Source organism: Glutamicibacter sp. BW80 (assembly GCF_002332385.1).
Taxonomy (GTDB): Bacteria; Actinomycetota; Actinomycetes; order Actinomycetales; family Micrococcaceae; genus Glutamicibacter.
In genome coordinates, this window is sequence record NZ_NRGV01000067.1 from 68,990 (window position 1) to 91,225 (window position 22,236).

Here is a 22,236-nt window from a genome sequence, read left to right on the forward strand (position 1 = left end):
CCTCACTTGCGGAGAATTGCCCGCCATGACTTGAGATTTATCGTCTTGCCATGTCACGTCCCGACGCCAGTGAAGGCTATTTTCATGGTTCAACGCCCTTGATTCTATGCAATTAGCTCTCTGAGTCCGGCCGCATGTGTCAGCTGTGGCGCCAACGCGTGCACGATCTCGATATGCCACCTTGTTGAGGCCCAGCCGCGACTTACACATAATTCGCAGCGCCTGAGCCGCATGAGGGAAGCTAATCCCGGCAGTCACCGTGGCGCATTTGGCTCTGTGGAGAGTCCCAGGCCCATATGGATCCCTCAGCCTATTGCGGTCGTTGAATAGGTTTCGTTTCTTGTAGTGGTGCCACGGCCTCGGCCAGGTATTCGCGCGCTTTTAGGCGTTCGTCCGCGATGACTTGCTGGATGTTCGGGTAGTCGATGCTCTGCGCCAGTACGGATTCCAGCTGTTGGATCTGTCCCAATTCGCGTTGTCGCAGGCCCAAAGTGTCTAGCAGGTAGCCAATCTTTTCCATATTTCCGTATCCATGATGCTGGTTGGCACGCGTGATCGTCGCAAATGGACGTTCGGTGAGCACAGAGAAAATGGTGCCATGGAAGGTGTCAGTGACCACTGCGGATGCATGGCTGAAGTATCCCAGTAATTCGAAAGGGCTGCAGTCAATGAAGGAGTCTCCACACGGTTGGGCTCCGCCAAAGCACATGATTTTGAGGCCCTTCCTCTTCGCATAGGCCTTAATGTGTGCGTTCTCGTCATCATCGAGTCGGCCGGGGTAGGCATAGACCAATAGGTAGGGTTCAGCAACTTTCTTGCCGTTCGGCTTCATGGACTTTGGCAAGAGATTGAAGACAAGTGTCGGGTCTAGGTGGATTGGTGGTCTGGCACCGGTTAGGCTTTCAACGATATGAGCCGAATTTTCATCTCGTACAGAAATGCGGTCAAATCGGGCGAAAGCAGCTGCAAGTTCTTCATCCACATGGTGCGTGCGGATCTTCTCCAAGGTTGTATTGCCAAAGGAAGCAGCAAAGGAAACGAGACTTCGGCTTTGAGAATTGATACCGAATAAGTCTCTAGAGAACCCAACATTGGCATTTGATTGCACGCAGTTGAATACTTCATCACTGCCGATGACTTGCAAATCCATATTCGTGTCGTACATGCGGGAAGCAGGCAAGTGAATCAGCGGAAAGTACTTTTTCGCGTAAGTTCTCTTGTGTTCGAAGAAGCGCAGCTTGTCCGGCCACGACGCGTCATGAGAACCGTATTCCTGAACCTTGCGAAAGAGTCGGCCCAATTGTGAAGGTATTCCGTTGGACTGGGTTTCGTTGACTAACGGTGTTCCTGGATGGTAATCGACAAAAGTCAGATCAGCGTTTGGTGCGAGCTCGGCCAAGAGCCGTCGTAGTGAATATGCCTGCAAAGAGGATCCATAATTCAAAATCCTATGCATCGACATGATCCCAATGGTTGCCATTTCGCGCCCCCTGCGAATATTGACGTGGCTAGCCATGATTGCTGACTATCCAGGTTGTGCACCAGAGCATATCAGCCCCATTCACTGCCTACCTCTATGCATGGCTGATCTGGAAGGCTACATGGCTTGTGAGCTTCGCCGCGGCGGTCGGCTCTAGGAAAGGTTGCGAAGCTCGGTTCGATACAAAAGTTTTAATGGGATTCGATTGAACTGGGCTTTGCCGACGCTCGTCTGGATTTCATTCTTGCCGTTTGCTGCTGAAGATGCTTCGACTCTTCCAGGGCACGAACCCCAGGCAGCAGGCAATCCGAGGGGACCGGCCTCGTGCCGAATGCAGGACTTGAGCGATTGCTGTATTTCGTTCCGCGCAGGAACGCGGGTTACTCGCCTATACCGTGTTCTTTTCTCGTGGTCAAGTCGCGACGTTGATTCGAACGGATGGATTCTTTTCGCATTCACGGTTTGTGGATGTGCGTGCACAAGGTCTTGCGAACCCCGCGGCAGCGCAGTCCTCTCGTTTAAATGCTCGAAGACGGGTAGCATAACTTCCATAATCTATATGGTCTCTTTGGGGGAGACTTGATGTTTATCCAGATCTTTGGGGGGATAGGGTAAATGGGTGGATTTGTTGTATCCACTATGTGGCTTGATCATTGGGATGGCTTGCGGCAGGATTGCTGGCGGTCAGAATCTCAGCTATATCTTTTCCGCGCTGACGTGCAGGATCGTCTTCGGCGAATGGTGCAGGAGCGAACGCCGGGTGGTTTCGTCCTGCGCGGTGGGCAGGGCACTGGAAAACGTGAAGTGGTCCGCGTGGCATTCGAACATACCGACGCCGGAATCGTGCCGATTTGGGTTTCGGGCAGTCGTTACGGAAGCGAAAAATCCTACGGCGCGATTCAATTCCTATTAACGGGTTTGCCCGACGCGCAGCTGAACTCCCCGTTGGCGGTATTCGGCCATTTGAAGAGTTACTTTGAACTCTGTGCGCCCAAAGCGGTGGTGATTGTCGAACATCTTGGACTGATTGATCCTCTGACCACTGCAGTCTTGTCCCAGCTTGTGAGCAACGGCCTTGTTAGATTGATTCTCCTGGAAGAAACAATCGATGAGATGCCTCAGGATCTTTCGGTTTTAGTGCGCATGGGCACCATCGAGATGATTCACCTCGACAGCTTGACCTTACAGGAAGCCCGAACCGAAATATCACTGGTGTTGGGCCGGGACGTCTCCTACCTAACTTCATTCCATTTATGGCGTTACTGTGGGGGTAGCTCCGAGGTCCTCCGCGCTGTGGTCAGCGATTGCCAGAACGCCCAGGCCTTCCAAGTGACCGACAGGTTCGCAGCCTTAAAGCAGGGTGCATTGCCCATCGGGCTGCACACCGAGCACTACGTGCAGTCGCAACTTCAACAATTGTCCCCGGATCAGAGAGCAATTCTGGATTCTGTTGCCATCAGTGGGGAAATTGCCAAATCGATCGATTCTTCAAGCCAAGCGTTGGACTTCCTCGTTTCTCGCGAGCTGCTGGACCGGCCGGGGAAGAAATGGTCGATTCCAAATCCAGCTATTGCGCACACGATAGCTAGCTGGCAGGGACAACCAGCTTTCAATGCAGCGGAGCTGCCAATGGACGGTCCGTGCCAGCGCGGAGTAGTTCAGCGAGAGCGATCGCTCCCGGAGCGGGCAATCAAGTTCCAGAACGGACAGGATTCGCAGTTCGAAGAGCCTAGTTGCACAGGTCAAATCACCGGAGCGATCGAATTGTTCGCGGCACGGCCAGAACTCGGGCTGGCAATCGAGCACATGGCGGCGCAAAGTAACGAGCATCTCATCATGCTGGAGCGCCTGCTCGAAGAGAGCCGAATGCATGAAGCCGAAAAAGTAGTTAACGAGCTGCGACCCAATGGCCGGAAGCGTCTGTGGGAAGACCTCGATCACTGCCAGCAGCATCTAGCCTTGGCGCTCATTGCACTGTACTCGGTTCGAGTCAATGACCAAAACACTGCCAGAGCATTGGTCGATGCAATTTTGGCCGATGTCGTTCACGAGTCCCCAAGCAATCAAGCCGTGCACTACAAGATCCGTTTGTGCATGGGACGAACAGTACGGGCATTAATTTCTACCTGCCTGGCGCTGCGGGATTGGGGGCAGTGCCGAAATCTTATCCAGCTGGTGCTGGACGGCGCCGTTGATGATCACCGTCTGCTGACCTTCGCCGAGGCAGCCCATGCCCTGTTGCTGGCCATCGCCGGGAATGAGACAAAAGCACGAGAAATTGGGCAACCGCTCAGACTCCAAGTGTTGCATTCTGGAACCATTGCCGACCTGCGACTCGTTGATGCAATGATCAATGGCGTCGCGCTGGCTGATAGCGACAGCGGAGATGCTCCGGACTCGGAGTTGGATAGGTCATCAAACGGCTGCGCTCGAATCGGCATAGACATGTGCGTTGGCCAGTTGCTTTTGAACCGTGCCGATTTGCGAATGGTCAGCGAACTGTCCGAGTGGGCAGAAACGCAAGGCGAAAAGCTACTGGCATCGCTGTTGTTGGCTCAGCAGATCTGCCGGGGTGACTTCCATCTGACCTCCCGTCTTGCGGCCTTGCAAAACGGATTTGAACACCCGTTGGCGAATAGCCTGCGCATGTTGGCATTAGGCGTGGACAACGCAGACACCATGTGCATCACCGCGCAACTCGGACGGCTTATTGAACTCGGTTTTATTTCCCTGGCCGACGGCTCCGAGGCTGGTATTTATGGGATGCTGAATGGCGGACAAAAGCGCCAGCTAGCTCGCAGCGCCGGCAGCTTCATCGCCAAGATTAAGCCCAGTTCTGCGGGTTCTGATACCTTCGCAAGCCTGGTCTCGCTCACCGTCCTAACCGAACGAGAGAAATTTGTTGCGTCGGCGGCCGCCATGGGGTTATCGAACCAGGAGATCGCCAAACAGGCTAGTGTATCTGTCCGAACCGTCGAGGGACACCTCTACCAGGTGTATTCGAAGCTTGGAATCAGCAAGCGTGCCGACCTCAAGTTGCATGCTGGGGCCGATGAGAAATGAAAAAATATTCTGACTTTGCACAGACTTCTGGCTATTGGCAACCCAAGGAATACGAACAGCTGGTTCATGCCCTGTCTGACGAGGGTTGCACCGGAGTTTTGCTGTTGGGTGAAACAGGCAGCGGCAAATCGGCATTGGTTCGAACCATGCTAGATCTCGCCGAGTTTCCATTCCATACCGTTCGCCTGATTTGCAGCGACGCATTGCTGGGTACCGCATACGGCGCCTTAGCGCCATTGCTCGCTGGCATTACGGAGGAACTCAATGATGTGGGGGCCATCCGTGAGTCCTTGAACGCGGTCCATGGCATGCTCGACTCGGACGATTTCGCAACTCGGGTGTTGATCATTGTTGAAGAAGGGCAATATATCGACTCGGCCAGCGCCTTTGTCCTGTCGCAACTAGTCCGGTCTGGATTGGTCAAGCTATTAGTCCTGAGCAACGAAGTGCAACAGAACACGGTCGCCTCTGAGGTACTGATCTCCGTGGCCCAGCTGCAACGGATCATGATGGAGCCAATGACCGTGCAGGAAATTGAACGCATCGGCGTCGACATTCTTGGGACTTCATTGGGCCATGGGGCGGCGCAAATGATCCATTATGAAACCGCTGGCCTGCATGCGTTGGTTGAGGAATACGTACTCATGGCCAAGAGGCAGGGTGCCTTGCTGAACGATGGCCGGGTAGTTGTGCTCACGCGCCCCTCGCTGGCCTGCGACGCACGCGCGGTCGAAGGAGTCCGGCTGATAGCCCAGCGTTTTGATGCAGAGCTTCGCGACGTCCTGGAACTGCTGGCATTGGCCGGAACAATTCCGATGACCGAATTACGCCACCTCGGTCTGCGCCAAGTGGCTCAGCATCATCACTTAACCCTCATCGAAACGCACAACGGCAAAGTTGGCCTAAGGAGCAGGTTTTACGCCCAAGCGATCCGCAGTGGCTTCCCTCCGGGTAAGAACAGAGAGCTGTTCGAACGATATCGCAAGCTGCTGGAGTCTGGTGGGGCGACGGATCCACGCTACACGCTGTGGGCTATTGCCCAGGGGGAAAACGTTGATTCATCTCGTCTGCAGGACGCTATACGCGATTCGCTTGAGGACAATGCCTTTGGAGAAGCGGAATACCTGCTGGAGCGGGCCAACGGATTGTCTTCGCGCGTTGGCCAACAAGCGAAGATTCAGTTTCTATTTGGCCAGCGGCGATTTCATGCCGCCGATGTCATTGCGCAGGTCTCCGCACGCGGGGCGGGCGAGGACACAACCCAGCTCGCGGAAATCGCACAAGCGGTGCTGTGCTGGATTCGTGGCGAAGAGATCCCATGCGAAGGCGAATCACCGGCGAATTCAGATTCCGCGACTCGAAGAGTTCCGGGCGGGCCCCATGAGATAGCCCGACTGCCTCAGGACCGGGAAGCCATTTTTCAAATCCAGCAAGCCACGCAAAATTACTCGAGCGGGGACTTCGACCGACTGATGGATCTTGAATCAATCGCGACCCATACGGAAGTGCAGTTACTCCTGCCAAGGATCAACTATCGATTGTCGCTTTTGGTCGTCCAGATCAGAGCGATGATCGAGCGTGCCGAATTCGGTCGTGCACGGAAGAAGCTCGATGGCTTCAAGCTGGCTAATTCTTTCGAAGTGTCCTTCGCGAACGGAACCCTAGAGCTGCTGCGTTCGATGCTTGAAGCCAGAATGGGCAACGTTGCTCAGTCTCGCGTTCACCTGCGCCACGCACAAGTGGAACTGCAGCTTAGCGATCCGCAATCACTGTTTCCAATGAGCGCAATCCTGCAGCATGTGCTGAACGATGGAGAAGCGACCTCGGTGGTCAATGCGCAGGGCCATGATTTCTCCGGACAGGATTTTCTGGATCGTCCGGGATTCCAGCGAGCCGACACGAACGGTGCCGGAGACAGGTTCAGCGATGACCTGCTTCGTCCTTTGACGGGCGCCTTGCACACAGGAAATCTAGCCAAAGGGCAAATTTCGCATCTGCTGGAGAGGATCCCGAAAACTCACATGATCCCGCGCGTCAATGGACTCTACTATGTCGCGCTGCACAGCGCGGACAACGACCTCCGGCAGTTCTGCGCCGACGCGATCAGCGAGATTCAGATCCCGCCGGCGTATCTTACTGCGCAACGAATGGTACATATCGTGCAACTTTGCTCGCAAGCCGATCCCGAAGCCATGCTGGATTTTGGCGAAGAATTACATGCGGCGGGCGACCGCGTACTCGCCTTGGAGATACTGTCGCAAGTGGTGCAGTACTGGTCATCACGGCAGGATGCTCGTCGGCGGGGTATGGCAATCCGGAAAATACAGTTGTGGCTTGGCGAGATAGAGCAGGAACCCTGGGGAGTCATTTCTGCAGCGCTGAAACTCACGGGTTTGACCGCACGCGAAAATGAGATCGTGGAACTGGTCCGCCGTGGGTTGACCAACCGTGAGATCGCCGGTGTACTTACCGTGTCGCAACGCACCGTAGAGGGGCACCTTTACCGAATATTTGCCAAGCTGGGAGTCTACGAGCGTTCTGAGCTTTTCGTCGGCGACTAGTGAACAGATGGTGTTGCTCAACGCCGGCATTGAAAGGCGCAGCGGCTACAGGGAAAGCCGAACACATCCCGATCCAGCCAGGGAATACGGCCAGCCGACTGCACCTTTCATCCCCTCTGAGTAGCCACTACCTAGTTCGATCTGGCACTTAGAGTACACGCGCGTGTTATCACGGCCAGTTCTGGGCAACTAGGGTGCCTCATTACCCGTGAGGGAACAAAGTCCCACTCCATAGTATTAGCGATCATGAGGCTTGTCCGTGAACACGGATAAAACTTCATGCAAACAATGGGGATTTAAGGCAATGGGGAGCCAACGATACTCGTGAATAGGGATTAGCAGGATCATTATTTGTCATGTCCTGTGTCACGATATCGGCACCGCCTACTAGGGGGACGGCGTGTCGCAAGCATATGGGTCACTGGGTAGTCGAGGGATTATCCGCAATTTGAGGAATAAGTCTGCGACGGCGCAGGCATGGGGTGGTTCACGAACTGGGATAGACGTACCCATCAGATTTTCCGCCGCCAAATGGCGGCAAGGATACGTTCGGAAATTAGCAGTTTCGGACTTCCTGATTCTGCTTTCTATCGGTGCACTGGGAATGGCCAACGTGCCCTTCCAGTTGACGGCGACGCAGTTTTTCATCGTTGCCGCGATGCTCATTTGGGCACTGTTTCTCATTCTCGGCAGAACACGAGCCACTCAGCAAATTGGCGTGGGGGCGAGCGAGTACAAGCGCGTCGTAGACTCCACGGCCTTAGTAGCAGGATTGATGGCGTTCGTCGCGGTTCTTTTCGACTTAGACGGCGTCAGGGAATTGATTCTGATTGGTTTCCCGGCGGGAATGGTATTGCTTGTGCTGGAGCGATGGGTCTGGCGGCGATGGTTGTGGAAGCAAGCCGCATTCGGATATGCCCTCTCGCAGGTGGTAGTTGTCGGCCAAGAGCACGATATCGAGTATGTGGTGCGTCAGCTACGCAGAAAAGCCGGGCCGGCCTACAAGATTGCTGGCCTATTGATTGACGGTCCGCAAGATAATGTTCTAGGCATTGATGTCGTACCCACATTTTCAGGTCTGGAGAACCTGGAGGCGGCAGTCCGCAGTGTTGAGGCAGACTCCGTCATCGTCGCCGGGCCCCTGCGTGGTGGTGGCAATGCGCTCAAGGACTTGAGCTGGCGGCTGGAGGAAACGAAGACCAATGTGATCGTGGTGTCCTCGCTCACCAATGTGGCAGGTCCACGCATCAGCATGCGACCTGTCGAGGGTTTGCCTTTGATGCATGTTGAAATGCCGAGCTTCACCGGTGGCCACCACGTAATCAAACGGATATTGGATGTTGTCCTTTCTGGCATCGCACTACTCGGATTGGCGCCTGTATTCCTTTCCATTGCCCTCGCTATAAAGTTTTCAAGCGAAGGGCCGGTTCTCTTCAGCCAGCAACGGGTGGGGCGGCATGGCAAGTCTTTCCGAATTTACAAGTTCCGCTCAATGGTGGTCGATGCCGAGCAGCAACTCGGAAGGTTGCGGGAACAAAATGAGGGAAGTGGCCCGCTCTTCAAGCTCAAGGCGGATCCACGGGTTACGAGGGTTGGTGCCTGGCTACGCAAGTACTCGCTAGACGAACTTCCGCAAATCTACAATGTCCTGCGTGGCGACATGTCGCTGGTGGGCCCTCGGCCTCCGTTGCCTTGCGAGGTTGAATGCTACGAGGGGTACACCGAACGCCGCCTGTTCATCAACCCCGGGCTGACCGGACTGTGGCAGATCAATGGGAGGTCAGATTTGGATTGGGAAGAAAGCGTACGTCTGGATCTCTACTATGTGGAGAACTGGTCGCTGACCGGAGACCTGATGATTATGTGGCGCACGCTCAAGGTGATGCTGCGTCCAGCAGGTGCCTACTGAGGCACAACGGGCGGGGTTCGGCCTGGTGGTCCGCCTAAGCGTGGTTCGGCAGGCGCCGCCTTGGCCAGAGAGCATGGTGCCGCTGCTTCCGCGGTGAGGTCGATTCGGGAACTTGCGGCCACCGGGCCGCCCGAGAATCACCTAGCTAGTGGATAGATTTCGGGTATGGACTACGCGTGCAAGCCAATTGCGGGGTTCGTATCTTGGAGCTAGGTAGGAGAGAAGAACCTCGAGATTCGTGCCGAGGGCTTGTTGGCAAGCCTTTGAGATACGGCAAGGACTTTGGGGTTACATAAAACGGTCCCCAGCCGTTCAACCAACTCCTGCCTGTAAAGACGGAGCCAGTGACGTAGAGCAGCCACAATGTGGTATGCGCCCCCAGCCGTCGCTGGCTCCTCCTTTGTACTCGGCTGAGAAGCAACTGGCACGGGCGGAAGGAGTGGGATTGAATTCTCGGCGCGTAGGGTGACGAGAGTCTCATTGAGCGCGTGCGGGGAATCATTTTCTGCATCGTGCCAGGGCGGTGGTCAAAAGATTTAGACTGACGTAAGGCATTGTGCAAATCTTGAGTATAAGAAAAATGGCAAAAAATATACGGCACTTTTAGATAATCGCGTTGTATGCAGTAATCGTTATCTAAACGTTGTAATCGAATTTTTACATGGGTAAAGTCAACAACCATGTTCGCTTGAACCGCTCACTATTGCGGGCCCAATTGTATTCGGAGTAATTTTTGTCATCCTTGAATTCCATGATTCTTCCCCTTTCGCGTAGCCGCCGCTCGGCAGCCCGACTCCTTACCGGCACTTTGGCGGCCGGCCTCGTATTCACCGGTCTTTACCCCTGGGTCGAGGTGCCCAAGGCCTCCGCAGACACACAGCACGTGGTCAATGGGACCTTCACCTCGGGGGTGTCCGGGTGGAAGACCAACTCAAAGCAGCAGAGCATTAGCCACGTTGCGAATGGCCGAAATGGAGGCGCGGCACGGCTGTCAGTGACCACAGGTCCTGCCGGTTCGGTATTGAACGATCAGAAGTCCACCCTGACCAACGTTGCCGCAGGACAGACCTTCACCGCAACGGCCTGGGTCAAAGCGGAAGAACCGGGTATGGGCGGGCACTTGCGCGTCCGCGCTGTCGGCAACGATGGTGCCGATACGCACCGTGAATACTTCCACCTGAAGGACACGAACTGGACCAAGGTCAACTTCACGTTCACCAACACCAGAGCCGGTGCGGATTTCGACTTGAACGTCGTAGCCTATGACCTGGCTGCTGGCACCGGACTGCTCATCGACGATGTGAACCTAACGCCGGGAACTGACGCGGTCGAGGCGGACCCGAATGATCAAATCGGCGGATACCTCACCGAGGGCGGCACCTACAGCAAGATTGGCATCCCTTCCGACGGCGCCTACTTCGGAGCCACCGTGGGAAGCAACGGCGATCCATCGTCCTTTGAGCAAGAAGTCGGTGGAAAATTGGGCATCCGCCGTACCTTCTACGGCCCCACCCAGGTGGACTGGGCCGTGGACATCGCAAAGACCGACATCGCGAGCAAGCGTGTTCCTTGGATCAGTTTCAAGCTGCCTCATTCTTGGAATGACATGGCTGCGGGCAAGGGGGACGCTTGGGCCGAGGATCTGGTGGCCAAGCTCGATGCCTTGCAGGGACCGGTGTGGTTGACCTTCCACCACGAACCAGAGGGGGACGGTCCAATCAAGGACTGGGTCGCCATGCAGAAACACCTTTCACCGATCGTGAAGAGCTCTGACAACATCGCGTTCGCCACCATCCTGACCGGTTGGCATCAGGTCTCTGGCGAGGAGCAGTACTCGCTGGAAAATACGTGGCCTGGAGATGGTCTCGTCGACATCGTTGGATTCGACGTGTACAACTACGACGAGACGGTCAAGGACGGCAAAGTGCGCGGCACGAGTCCGATGGACACCTATTTCCAGGAATTCGAGGCATTTTCCGCAAAGCACGATGTTGAATGGGGAATCGGCGAAACCGGAATCAACAACGAAGCGGCCGCCTCGGATCCGGAATGGATGCAACGCACCTATGACCAGATCGTCAACCGTGGAGGCATTGCGATGAGCTACTTTAATACCCACCTGAATTCGAGCACAACCTGGGAAATTACCGATAGTCTTAAGACTAAGCAATTTGGTGAAGTCCTGAAGGACTCGACCAAAATTAAATAGTCCGAGCGCTATGGGGGGCAGCTCCGTGCCTAGCTTGCAGGTGAACAGTCATGTTCCGATGGAAGGTGGGCCGGTGGCTGCCCTTTGCCATGCCCTCGGCGAATTAGGATTGGCCGGGAGGATTACGCTGGAACCGGTTGGGGTGGGCTCAGCCATGGACAGCCTGGTCATTATCCCGAGCCTCGATAACCCGCGGATCCTGGTTCCGGCGGGGCAGCGGAGGGCCGCAAGCGCTTCCCTGCAGCGTTACAGCGCAGATCTGGGGATCGCCACGCGGATGCAACGGCTGTTCGCGGCCCAGGCCGTGCGGCTTCGGGGGCCGCGGACCCCGATCGCCCGCCATCAGCTCCGTCTCGCGCGGGGGATCAACCAGGGGCTTATCGCCTACCTGTCCGATCGTCTCGGTCAACCGGTGACGTTCAGCATGACCATCGGGAAGGTCCGCGCCAACCGGAAGCCGATTCTGCAGCTGTTCTCGACTTCCGGCGAAAGCCTTGGATTCGCGAAGATCGGTAGCAATGAATTCACCGCACGGCTCGTGCGCCAAGAGGCACAGACGCTGCGGGAGTTGGGAGAGCAGCGCCTGGAGCATCTGGAGCTTCCCAGCGTTTTGCATTCCGGTTCCTGGGGAGGCATTGAATTGCTGGTCATGGGCACCTTGCCAACCACCGCACTGGCGCCGCCGGGACGCCTGACCCGACTCAGGGCACGGGCGGAGGGCGAACTGCACCGGGTCTTCTACGCCGGCCGCAAGCCGCTGGGCAGCAGCCTGTGGCTCGCGAACTGGCTTTCGGCTGCCAGGCAACACGAATCCCCATCGCCGTTGTGGCAACGATGGCGCATTGCGCTGGAGCAGCTGGATGGCCGATACGGATCGGAGCAACTGGAATTCAGCGCCACCCACGGGGATTGGACCGCCTGGAATATGGCCGATTATCGTGGCCGATTGCAAGTGTGGGATTGGGAAAGGTTCGCGACGAATGTACCGGCGGGCCTTGATCGCCTGCATTTCGCGGTGCATGAGGCATTTGGACGCTCAGGAGTCAGTGAACGAACACTGCGGGCTGTGCTGGGGGAAGCAAAGCGAGGGGAACAATTGCCCGCCGCCTGCTATCTCGCGGACCTGGCTGGCCGATACCTGCTCGGGGAGCGGGAGCAACAGGTGCAAGCGGTGCAGCAGAAAACCGCAGTACTGGTAGCTGTGCTGGAAACAACTTTGGGGGATTAGCAAATGATTGGGAACAGAATACGCGCGCTGACCAAGCAGGCCAAAAAGGTGCTTCCGGCACCGGTGATCGGTGCCCTGCGTGCCGGGATGCAGGGCATAGGGATGCTGAGTGCTCCGGCGCGGACCTTGCCTGATTTCATCATCATCGGCGCGCAACGCAGCGGCACCACCTCGCTGTATCGATTGCTCTCGGCCCACCCAGCGGTCGCTCGTCCCACCGCCTCCAAAGGGATCGGGTATTTCGACGTGGACTATGCCAGGGGCATGCGCTGGTATCGGGGACACTTTCCCTTGCGTTTGACCGCCGCCATCCTGCCAGGTTCCTCCGTCCGCCAAGTCTTTGAGAGCAGCGGCTACTACTGCTTCCATCCGCTTGCCGCGGAACGGATTTCCACGGACCTGCCCGACGTCAAACTCGTGATGATGCTGCGCGATCCGGTGGAACGCGCCTATTCTGCCCACCGCCACGAACTGGTCCGCGGCTTCGAGACGGAGGATTTCGAGACGGCCCTTGAACTGGAGGACCAGCGGCTGGCGGGCGAAGATCAGCGGCTCATCGACGATCCGCAATACCAGAGCCACAATCACCGGCATCACGCGTATCTGCGCCGCGGCCTGTATGCCCAGCAAATTCGTCGGATCCACGAAGCCGTGGGCAGCGACCGGCTCTACCTGATGGACGCCGATGATTTCTTCCAGCACCCCATCGAAGAGTTCAGGACATTGCTCAAGTGGCTGGGGCTGCCGGATTCTATTCCAGACAGTGTTCCGGCGGAAAACGCGCAACCTCGGGCCGAAATGGATGAACAGCTTCGTGCTCGACTGCGTGACTATTTTGCCGCACCGGACAGCGAGCTCGCGGAGCTGATGGGCAAGACCCCCTCGTGGCGGCGCTAGCGAAGGACAGGGGAATCACTGCAGGATGGCGGCAAGCAAACGGCCGGTGGCCTGCCCGTCTTCCAAGGGGCAGAATCGCTGCCTAAACAATTCGTAGCGTAGGGTAAAGCGTTTTGCGTATTCATCGAGCCGCAGAAGCTCGGCGATGAGTTCCTCCAGAGTTTGCGTGATGGGTCCGGGGGCCCACTGGTGATAGTCGAAGTACAGCCCACGAGTTTGTTCGCTGTACTTCACCAGGTCATAGGGGTAAAGAATGATGGGTTTGCCGGTGACGGCGAAGTCATAGATCGCCGAAGAATAGTCCGATACCAAGACATCTGCCGCAAGGTAAAGGTCGGCAATCTCGGAGTACCTGCTGACGTCAACGACGCTGAGCCGGTCATCCTGCCACGTTCTGGCCTTGCTTTGCACCACCGTGTGAAGCCGATTGAGCACCACGGTTCCCGCTGGGAGCGCTCGCGACATCTGTTCGTAATCCATGGCGCTCGGATCCCGAAAGCGGCCGTGCTCGTCCTTGCTGTCATCTCGCCATGTCGGCGCGTAAAGCACCACGAGCTGATCCGGGGAAACCCCCAAACGAGCCCGCACGCGCTGGCGAATCCGCGGAGCCTGCGGCGAATTGAGGACGTCATTTCGTGGATACCCGGTCTCCAATACATGGCCGTCATAGCGGAACGCGGATCTGAGCAGTTCGGTGCACGTGGGGCTGGGTGACACCAGATAGTCCCATTTGCGCACATCGCGAATAACCCGCCTCATGTGAGACGAGAACCTTTTGGAGCTCGGATGCGATTCATCGAATCCGACCTTCTTCAGCGGTGTGCCATGCCAGCATTGAATATAGGTTACCTGTGGTCCCTTGATCAAGTGCTTGGAGACGATGTCGTTGGCGACAAGTAAATCGGTGGTCAGCAGCTTGCGGAAATAGTCCGGGGAGTGCCGTTTTACGGGCGTGCAATTGTCTGGCAGACGGGCTTGTTCTGTTGCCACCCAATCCAGCCTGATCTCCGGGTACAGCTTGCTCACGCCTTCGGAGATGGCTCGCGGGCTGTCGGCATACCGGCCCCGCCAACTTTCAAACAGCATGGTGCGCACCACTGGGTCATCCTTTCGCCTGGCCGGACTTTCGCTTGGGCAGAATATGCCGGAATGTTGTCAGTTGAAGCCGCCGCCGAAAAAACCACAACCCCGCGAGGTAAATCAGCACACCGGCGCTCAGGGCGATCGCAAATGGCAGGATTGCACGAGTTCCAGAAAGCGCCACAGGGAGCAGGGGGCTGCCGAAACTGAGAATCGCAAGCATCGCAATGAGTGCGGCCTGCCCACTGAAAGGATTGATTCGCAGCGTTAGGAAGACCCCAAAAAACGTGAGCACGTTGCGCAGCACGATGGCCGCGCCCCAAGCGAACGCGGCCCCCTGCAACCCGAATGCCGGAACAAAAACGAAGCACAAGCCGATATTGGCGGCCAATCCGACCAGCGAGATCACCAAGCTTGTGGTGCTCCGCCCGGACATCAACAGCATCGTGTCCAGCGGGCCGGCGGCAGTACCCAGCATCAAGGCCAGGCCCATCACCAGGACCACCATGCGAGCTGACGAGGTGCCGTAGTCCGGACCGAACAGCATCAGATAATGATCTACTCCGACAATGGCCGTGATGTATAGGGGCCAAGCCAGTCCCATGTTCCAAGAAGTCGCGGTCTTGAATACTGCTTCCAGGGTCTTGATCTGATCCATCGCCAGCAACTGGCTGAAGCGCGGCTGCAGAACCTGTTGGATCGCGTGTACTCCGAACTGCCCCAAGGCCACAAAACGGGTGGCGGCCGTGTACACAGCCGCCTCTGCCGGACCGATCAGCGCAGCCACAATGATAATATCGGCACGCTGGATGATGGACTGGGAGATCCGGGAGATGGCCCGTGGCCAGGAAAACGTCCAGAATTCCCGGGCGACGGCGCGGACCTCGGGCCGGGGTGGTGCCTCGGTGCTCCGGTAAGGGTGGAACACGCGGCGAAAGAGGACAACCGACAAGCCAGCGGCAACTGCATAGGGAATTGCCCAGCTCGCGGTAAGCCAGATCAGCGAGCCGCCCATCGCCGCCACCGCTAGCGCGCCCAGCGGCTGGAGGACCGGGCGAAGCAACTTTTCACTCAGGACGGTGCTTTGCACAGTTCCCAAGGCCCGTGCGCCCGCCAGGCTGAGATCCCCAAGGGCAGCCATGGGCAGCAGGAGCATCAGCAGGATGATAGTCAGCTGGCCTTCTGCGCCGTGCAGGCCGATGGTCGCGGCGATGCGTCCGGACAGCAGGCTGCCCGCAAGTGCCAAGAGCAGGGCGCAGCAGAGCACCGGGTTTCGCGCGGCTCTCACCGCCAGGGGCATATGCCCAACTCGGTCCAGGGCCTGGTATCGCATAAGGAAACGGGCCAGACCTGCATCGGTGCCCAGCGAGCAGATGCTCAGGGCGATCACAAAAATCGAGGTCGCAGTGAATAGGGCGCCGGCTGTTCGCTGCTCAAAGCTCTGGGTGACCACTACAATGAACGCGAAGTTCAGCAACGCCGCCGCCGCCGCGCCGAGCACGTTTAAGCTACCGCTGCGGGCAATGCCCGACAAATGATGTTGAAGTTGGGCAGCCATGGTTCAGGTGGTCTTGCTTCCCGAAACTCCAGTGGACAAGTGCTCGGCGCGGCCGTTGTCAGGGCGAGGCCGGTGCCGTGTTTGCGGAGAGTTCACAGGCCGGATGAGCAGGGCACGCAGTTCGGCTGCCAGGCTTACGCACACGTTTTGCGCAGCCCGGACATCCTTCCGCTTGGTGGTGCCCAACTCGACCTCAACGAGCACGGTGGGTATGACGGATACGAGCCATTGGGTGATGGAAAGGTTCAGGTCTGAAGCGATCACCAGCACAGCATCGAATTCCTTGCCTGCGCTGATCAGGAACTCGTTGAGCCGCTCGGAAGAGAGCCCATTCTCATAGCGCTTGATGAGTTCCCCCTGCCCGATGAGACACAACAACTGGTTTGAGCTCTGGCTGGCCTCGGCCAGAGTGCTTTGGCCGGCGAGCACCTCCCCAATGCCTGGCAGCTTCGCCGTGTTCCCGGACTCCACGGCCTTGCCGGTGGTATCGATGACCAGCACCTTCAGCCCGGCCGAGGCCAACATGTCGGCCACGGCGTTGTAAGAGAGCGGGAAATCGCATCCGTCATCGGCCGAGGCAATCAGCAGCACCCGGCGGTTGCTGTTTTGCACCATGCCCAACAGTTCGGAGCGAAATTGCGTGATTTTGGGCGAATTCCTAGTCAGGGTCGGGATGCTGCCCTTGGCCTCGCCGCCAGATAACTCGGCTTCGTTCAACACGCGCAGGGCATTGACCCCGAATGATTTCAGCTCTTCGACCCCGCGCAGGACCTTGTTGCTCCGGGCCATGAACACCATGATCAGCATTCCCAGTCCCAAGCCAGCCAAGAGCCCGGCAAACACCAGTAATTCGCGCAAGCTCAACAGCGCAGCACGATCCAGGCTGGCTGCGGTGACAACCTGCCCCGGGTCGATGCGTGTGGTTGCCAAAGTGCTTTCCCGGGCACCGAGTGAGGCGATTTGCGAGGCTCCTGCGTTCAGCTGGGCTTCCAGCGTGGTGCGTTCGAAGGCTGTGATATTCGGCTTCCCGAGTTGTTCGCTCAGCTCGCCCATATTCGCGGTCAGCTTCTCGATTTCTTCGCGGATGCCGATGATCTGTCCCTCTAGATGGGAGGCGGCCTGATCGCTGCGGAACTCCAGGAACGCATCGGCGAAGGCCTGTGCTCCGAGTACCGCAGCGTCGGGGTCGTTACTCTCGAAAGCGATTTCGATCAACTGCGTGTTGGGCGGTACGGTGGTGGTCAACTGGCGCAGCAGGGAAACCGGATCCGAGCCCTGTTCGGTGGACTCGATGACCTTCGCAGCCACCTTGTCTGATTTCAATACCTGGGCTTCCGTGGTCAGGTTGACCAGCTGCTCACCTCGAGTGCCTGGGTAGAAAGCATTGCCATCCAGCGGCGTCACCAGGATTACCGTGGATGCGGTTTGTGCACGCGGAGCGGTGTGCCCAACCGCGAAACCGAGGCTTGCCCCCAACAGGGCCAGAATGGCGGTAACGACCCACATCTTTCTGGATGCGGACTTGAACAATGTCAAGCGAGATTTATGATCAGCGCGAGCTTCCAAGATTAGTTCCCCCAAGTTCTAATCCGCCGGGTATCGCTGTTCCCGGTAATGACTGTAATATACCTCTCATTTGAGCGTGATTCCGCAAATCTGGACGAATACTTTTTAAACCACTGTTGGTCTGCACGCAAGATGAGTAATCTGGCCGGATGGGAACACTATTATTTGTGGGGTCTAGCGGGGGACACCTGGCACAAATGCTGAGCATGGACGCTTGGTGGAAGCAGCACCGGCGCGCATGGGTCACTTTTGACACCCCTGATGCCACGAGCGCATTGCAGGGGGAAGACGTCACCTGGGCCTATCATCCGACCACCCGGAATCCCGGGAACGCGGCGCGGAACCTGTGGTTGTCGATCAAGGTATTGCGAGCTCACCGGCCGATGGCGGTTATCAGTACCGGCGCCGGCGTGGCGCTGCCCTTCTTCCTGACCGCGCGGCTGATGGGTATTCCCACCGTTTACGTGGAGGTGTATGACCGCATTGACTCGCGTACGCTGACCGGTCGGCTGTGCCGACCGCTGTCTTCCGAATTCTGTGTCCAGTGGGAAGAGCAGCTGAAATATTATCCCGGTGCCAGCGTGATCGGACCGCTGCTGTGAAATCCGCCAAACTCGATGTCACGGTGCTGGCAATGGTCGGGACCGACCACCACCCCTTTGATCGCATGGTCAACCTGGTTGACGAACTGCTGGCGGGACATGATCCGTCGGAAGGGGCGCTGAGCGCCCTGATCCAATACGGCACCGCCCAGGCGCCCCGTTCCGCCCAGGGCAGGCAATTTCTGGCCAAGGACGAGGTCCAACAGTGCATCGAAGGAGCCGATCTGGTGCTGTGCCACGGTGGCCCGTCAACCATCGTGGAGATCCTGCGCAGCGGAAAGATGCCGTTGGTCATGCCACGAGATCCGGAACGCGGAGAGCATGTGGACGGACACCAACAGCGCTTTGCCCGGCATATGGCCGGCCTGGGGTTGATCCAGCTGGTCGACTCGGTGCAACAAGTCCGTGCCAAAATCGAGCAATTCACCGCTGGCGCCGACGACGGATTGAAACCCGGCATCGAGTTGCCATCCCCGGATGAGAGTGCCCTGCGGTTAGGTCTCATCGTGGACCGGCTGACCGCCGCGGCGCCGGCACAGCGATGGTGGCGCCGTGGCGGGCGGCGGCGGTAGCCAGGACTAGATGCCGCGCCCTCGGCGGTGCGCCCACCCTAGTAGCCGTTGTGCGCTGACCAGCCGTGAGGCAACCGCGAGGGCCAGCAGGGCACGACGTTCGGTGGGGGAACGCCGCAGCGTCTGCAGGGCGCCGCGAACCGCCTCTCGGCGATGACCGAGAGCCGCATTGGCGAAGGCCCTGCGTCCGAGAATCCGGGCATGACCTTTCGGATCGAGGCTAAGCATCGGATGCTTGTGCAGCTGGTAGTCGATGGCCTGGATGATGACGGCCCAGTTCTGCGAGAACTGCGAGCCGCCCCAGCGGACCCGAACCAACGGATCTGCGGCCACCGCGATGTCTCCTGCCTGTACGGCACGCAGCAGCCAGTCGAAATCCTCGCCATAGCTGCCCGGCAATTGTTCATCCACCAACCCGATTTGATCAAGCAGCGCCCTTCGCTTGACAATCACCGAGGAGGGGTGGGCTTCCATGACCCGGCGCCGTACCAGACTGCGCAAGGTGAGATCCTCGGCTTGCGGCACCCGGATATTCGAGTGCCCCTGGTAGTCGACGATCACCCCGGTGACCGCAGTCAACGCGGCGGACTCGGCGAGCACGGCAACCTGGGCTGTGAGTTTGCCTGGCAGCCAGGTATCGTCGTCATCGCAGAATGCCACGTACGCCCCACGAGCCTGGAGAATTCCAGAATTCCGGGCTCCGGCCAGGCCGGGAGTACGGTCGTTGGCGATGACCCGCACCGAGCGGGCGCCCCCGTCGTAGACCAACGCGGTATCCGGAACGCTTTTGTCGAAGACCACGATGCACTCGATCATCCCGTCGTAGTCCTGTCCCATCACCCCGTCGATGGCCAGCTTCAACAGCTCTGGACGGTTGTGCGTGGCAATGACCACACTCACCATCGTTTCGCCGTTGGCCTCGGAGGCCTCGCGTGCGGCTTGTTTTGCCGATGTGTCGCTCAATGTTCTCCCCAATCATTAATCTGACAACTGAACTTCCTGGACTGTCCCGCACCGGGACGGGCGCGCGTTGCGCTGCGTGAACTAGCTGCCTAGCCCATTTGTGCACCGTTATTCCGCGGCCTAGCGCGCTGCTGCAGCGCGAGGGCCGGCAGCAGCCCGAGCAGAGAGAGCGACACGAGCACGACCTCGGGCTGGTTATTGGATTCATTTGTGGTCGTCGCGCGCAGGATCTCACCCGCGCGGGTATCGCTCACCGTCAAGTCAATGAGGGAATCACGCAATTCAATCTCGCGTGCCAGCTCGGCATCGATGTCCAGCAGCGAGTCCACCTCAATTTGCTCGGGGGTATCGGGTGACAATGCCATCAGCTGTTCCTGAAGGTCGCGCAAGACCTGTTCCTTGCGCTGGGCCAGGAACTCGTTTCGCACCGCCAGATACTCCTCGGCGATCAAGCTCATCACCTCGGTGGTCCGCTGTTCATCGGTGCTCGCGTAGTTCAAATGCAGTACCCGGCTATTCGGCGTGGCGGAAATCGACACGGCGCTGCGGATTTCGGCATTGCCCAGTTCCGGATAGGCGGCGTTGACCTTGTCCAGCGTGCTCTGCGTGAGCACCAAAGCCGCTTCGGTATCCACGGTGATGCTGCGTGAACCCTCACCGGCCGTGCCGGATAAATACATCGGGGTGGGAGCCAGCAGCAGCGAGGTCTGCGCGATGTACTGTGCGGGTCTGCTCGTCGTCCAGAGAACACCGAGTGCCAGCGCGCAGGACAGCGCCGAGAGCAGCACGATCTTCTGCCGACGGTGCAGCACGAAATAGCCGGTCAGCCGAGGCAAATCCTGCGGATCTAATGCGGCGTAGCGTTCCCGCCAGATCAGCCCCAGCCCGAGCATGATCGTCAGCAGCGGCATGCCCAGGGTGTCGTAGATGAACATCTGCAGGGCGAAAAAGCACAGCAGGGACATTCCCACTAGCTGCAACGCAGTCTGCACGCGCCAGAAATGCCAGGCCTGCCGGAGGAAGAAGAGCAGGAAGAACGCGGCCCCTACCAAGCCTTGGGAAAAGATCACCAGCCAGATATGGCCCTGCGTTCCCAACGGAGGCACCTCGCAGGCAGGACAGTCCGGGGTGCCGCCACCGGCAATGGAGGCGAAGCTTCCCTGGATATCGCGGGTGCTGCCGAAACCGGCCACCGGGGATCCCTCGGCGGTGCTCAACACGGTCTGCGTCAGCAGTTGCGAGCGGCGTTCGTTGCTGTGCGCGTTGTCAAGCCTTTCAAGAGCGGTATCGGCCAGCGGGCTAATCGAGAATGCGACTGCGCCAACCAGGACCGTGAGCACCACGGCGGCCACGAGCTTGAATCGGTGGCGCTGCGGACCGCGCACCGCAATGTAGCCAAGCAGGATAAGCAGCCCCAACCCCAGCGAAGCCCAGAGCCCGCGGTTCATCGATTGGACCACCGGAATGGTAGCCAGCGCCAGGATGGCTATCCCGAGAACGCGGCGCCAACCGGCATGCTTCGAGAACCAGCCGAGCACGAAGAACGGCAGGAACAACGAGAAATTGCTGCCCCAGCTGTTGGCAAACGCGAAAGGCGCGATGGGACGGTATTCGGGCCGTCCCAGGAAATTGGTCAGACTTGCCGCGGCGGGGTGCGCGATGGAGTTAATGAGGCTGTTGGAACGCAGGGACTCCGGCAAAAGCAGTTCAACCAGGGAAGTCACTTCAAAGCGCGGGGCCAAGACGCCCAACAGGCCGCCGGCGACCACAAAAATGAACATCCACCCCATGAGGCGCACGACAAGTGCGTTGCTCAGTTCTTCCTTCTTGGTGTTGATGATCCACAGCAGCATGACCGTGCAGCTGAGATACCACAAGAAGCGATACCCGAAGACGAGGACCCGGCTGAACCCACCGCCTGGGACGGCCCCCGGGGCGTTTGCCCAGAGCAGGAATAAGCTGGCCGACATCCACACCAGGAAGAGCAGCCACCAACCGAAGCCCTTGGGAGTGGCCAAGCTGCGTTTCTTGGCCAATTGCCAGAGCAGGGGCATCGCGAACAGGATGGGAAGGATTGCGCTGAGTCCCAACAGCCACCACAAGGGGAAACCGAGGACCAGCAGGACCAGCGGCCACGTTGTTCGAGTGAGCATTTTTGGGTGCGACGGATCCTCGGTATCCGAAGATCCCGCCGATGGCACAAGACTGACCTGCACGAATCCGCACCCCCAAAGCGCGTTAAGCCTGCTCCCGCAATGGTTCGCACCATTCCCCATTGAGCAGTTACTTGAGCGTACCGACAAGCGCGTACCCTGACAAGGGATCTGGCGGCAATCCATCGAGTACCGACGGGGACCGGGATGGTTTCACCATTCATCCGGCCGGCGCCTCGTCCCTTGTCGCCTAGGGGCAACGGCCATACTCTATTCGGCCGCAAACTACTTGATTCCCGTTTTTGGTCTGTTCGGGAATCGGAATGTGGCGCATAATATGTCCTAATCGTGCTGCGTGGGTTGGGGTTCGCGCAAACCAGAGAGATTGTGGTGCT

Annotated in this window: 14 protein-coding genes; 8 read left to right on the plus strand and 6 right to left on the minus strand. The window is 58.2% G+C overall.

Features of this window, described 5'->3' with window-relative positions; translation table 11 throughout:
• Positions 1 to 310: 310 nt before the first annotated feature.
• A complete protein-coding gene (locus tag CIK76_RS17020; protein ID WP_096288651.1) occupies positions 311 to 1,516 on the minus strand; it encodes a polysaccharide pyruvyl transferase family protein in 1,206 nt (401 codons plus the stop codon).
• Positions 1,517 to 2,095: 579 nt separating this feature from the next.
• Between CIK76_RS17020 and CIK76_RS17025 the strand changes: the two genes are divergently transcribed.
• From CIK76_RS17025 to CIK76_RS17050, 6 genes are all read left to right on the plus strand, one after another.
• Positions 2,096 to 4,543 (plus strand): helix-turn-helix transcriptional regulator, encoded by a 2,448-nt coding sequence (locus CIK76_RS17025; protein WP_096288653.1) that lies wholly within the window; start codon positions 2,096 to 2,098, stop codon positions 4,541 to 4,543.
• Positions 4,540 to 7,104: a LuxR C-terminal-related transcriptional regulator gene (locus CIK76_RS17030; RefSeq protein ID WP_096288655.1), complete on the plus strand. Its 2,565-nt coding sequence runs from the start codon at positions 4,540 to 4,542 to the stop codon at positions 7,102 to 7,104. Before CIK76_RS17025 ends, CIK76_RS17030 begins: the two co-directional genes overlap by 4 nt.
• A gap of 400 nt (positions 7,105 to 7,504) precedes the next feature.
• The gene (locus CIK76_RS17035; RefSeq protein ID WP_096288657.1) at positions 7,505 to 9,013 is read left to right on the plus strand and encodes a sugar transferase; all 1,509 of its coding nucleotides are present in this window, start codon (positions 7,505 to 7,507) and stop codon (positions 9,011 to 9,013) included.
• A gap of 751 nt (positions 9,014 to 9,764) precedes the next feature.
• Complete coding sequence (locus tag CIK76_RS17040; RefSeq protein ID WP_096288659.1) at positions 9,765 to 11,222, plus strand: carbohydrate binding domain-containing protein; 1,458 nt, start codon at positions 9,765 to 9,767, stop codon at positions 11,220 to 11,222.
• A 73-nt stretch (positions 11,223 to 11,295) separates the two neighbouring features.
• Positions 11,296 to 12,450 carry a hypothetical protein gene (locus tag CIK76_RS17045; protein WP_096288661.1) on the plus strand — a complete coding sequence of 385 codons (1,155 nt, stop codon included), beginning with the start codon at positions 11,296 to 11,298 and terminating at the stop codon, positions 12,448 to 12,450.
• Positions 12,451 to 12,453: 3 nt separating this feature from the next.
• Positions 12,454 to 13,347 carry a sulfotransferase gene (locus tag CIK76_RS17050; protein ID WP_096288663.1) on the plus strand — a complete coding sequence of 298 codons (894 nt, stop codon included), beginning with the start codon at positions 12,454 to 12,456 and terminating at the stop codon, positions 13,345 to 13,347.
• 15 nt (positions 13,348 to 13,362) lie between these two features.
• On the opposite strand, the gene CIK76_RS17055 is transcribed toward CIK76_RS17050, so the two are convergent.
• From CIK76_RS17055 to CIK76_RS17065, 3 genes are read right to left on the minus strand one after another with little or no spacing between them, the layout of a single operon-like run.
• Positions 13,363 to 14,445, minus strand: coding sequence for a CDP-glycerol glycerophosphotransferase family protein (locus CIK76_RS17055; protein ID WP_096288665.1), 1,083 nt, complete (start codon positions 14,443 to 14,445; stop codon positions 13,363 to 13,365).
• A 4-nt stretch (positions 14,446 to 14,449) separates the two neighbouring features.
• Complete coding sequence (locus CIK76_RS17060; protein ID WP_096288667.1) at positions 14,450 to 15,985, minus strand: oligosaccharide flippase family protein; 1,536 nt, start codon at positions 15,983 to 15,985, stop codon at positions 14,450 to 14,452.
• A 3-nt stretch (positions 15,986 to 15,988) separates the two neighbouring features.
• Positions 15,989 to 17,521: a hypothetical protein gene (locus tag CIK76_RS17065; RefSeq protein WP_141393603.1), complete on the minus strand. Its 1,533-nt coding sequence runs from the start codon at positions 17,519 to 17,521 to the stop codon at positions 15,989 to 15,991.
• Between the two features lie 179 nt (positions 17,522 to 17,700).
• Here CIK76_RS17065 and pssD point away from each other — a divergent pair, with 179 nt between their 5' ends.
• Positions 17,701 to 18,153 (plus strand): PssD/Cps14F family polysaccharide biosynthesis glycosyltransferase, encoded by a 453-nt coding sequence (gene pssD / locus CIK76_RS17070; protein WP_096288671.1) that lies wholly within the window; start codon positions 17,701 to 17,703, stop codon positions 18,151 to 18,153.
• Entirely contained in the window at positions 18,150 to 18,725 is a 576-nt protein-coding gene (locus tag CIK76_RS17075) for a glycosyltransferase (RefSeq protein ID WP_096288673.1), read from the plus strand. Before pssD ends, CIK76_RS17075 begins: the two co-directional genes overlap by 4 nt.
• A 6-nt stretch (positions 18,726 to 18,731) precedes the next feature.
• Here CIK76_RS17075 and CIK76_RS17080 read toward each other — a convergent pair whose 3' ends face one another.
• Together CIK76_RS17080 and CIK76_RS17085 are read right to left on the minus strand one after the other, a co-directional pair.
• The gene (locus tag CIK76_RS17080) at positions 18,732 to 19,688 is read right to left on the minus strand and encodes a glycosyltransferase family A protein (RefSeq protein ID WP_217990427.1); all 957 of its coding nucleotides are present in this window, start codon (positions 19,686 to 19,688) and stop codon (positions 18,732 to 18,734) included.
• Positions 19,689 to 19,777: 89 nt separating this feature from the next.
• Positions 19,778 to 21,904 carry a hypothetical protein gene (locus tag CIK76_RS17085; protein WP_141393604.1) on the minus strand — a complete coding sequence of 709 codons (2,127 nt, stop codon included), beginning with the start codon at positions 21,902 to 21,904 and terminating at the stop codon, positions 19,778 to 19,780.
• Between the last annotated feature and the right edge of the window lie 332 nt (positions 21,905 to 22,236).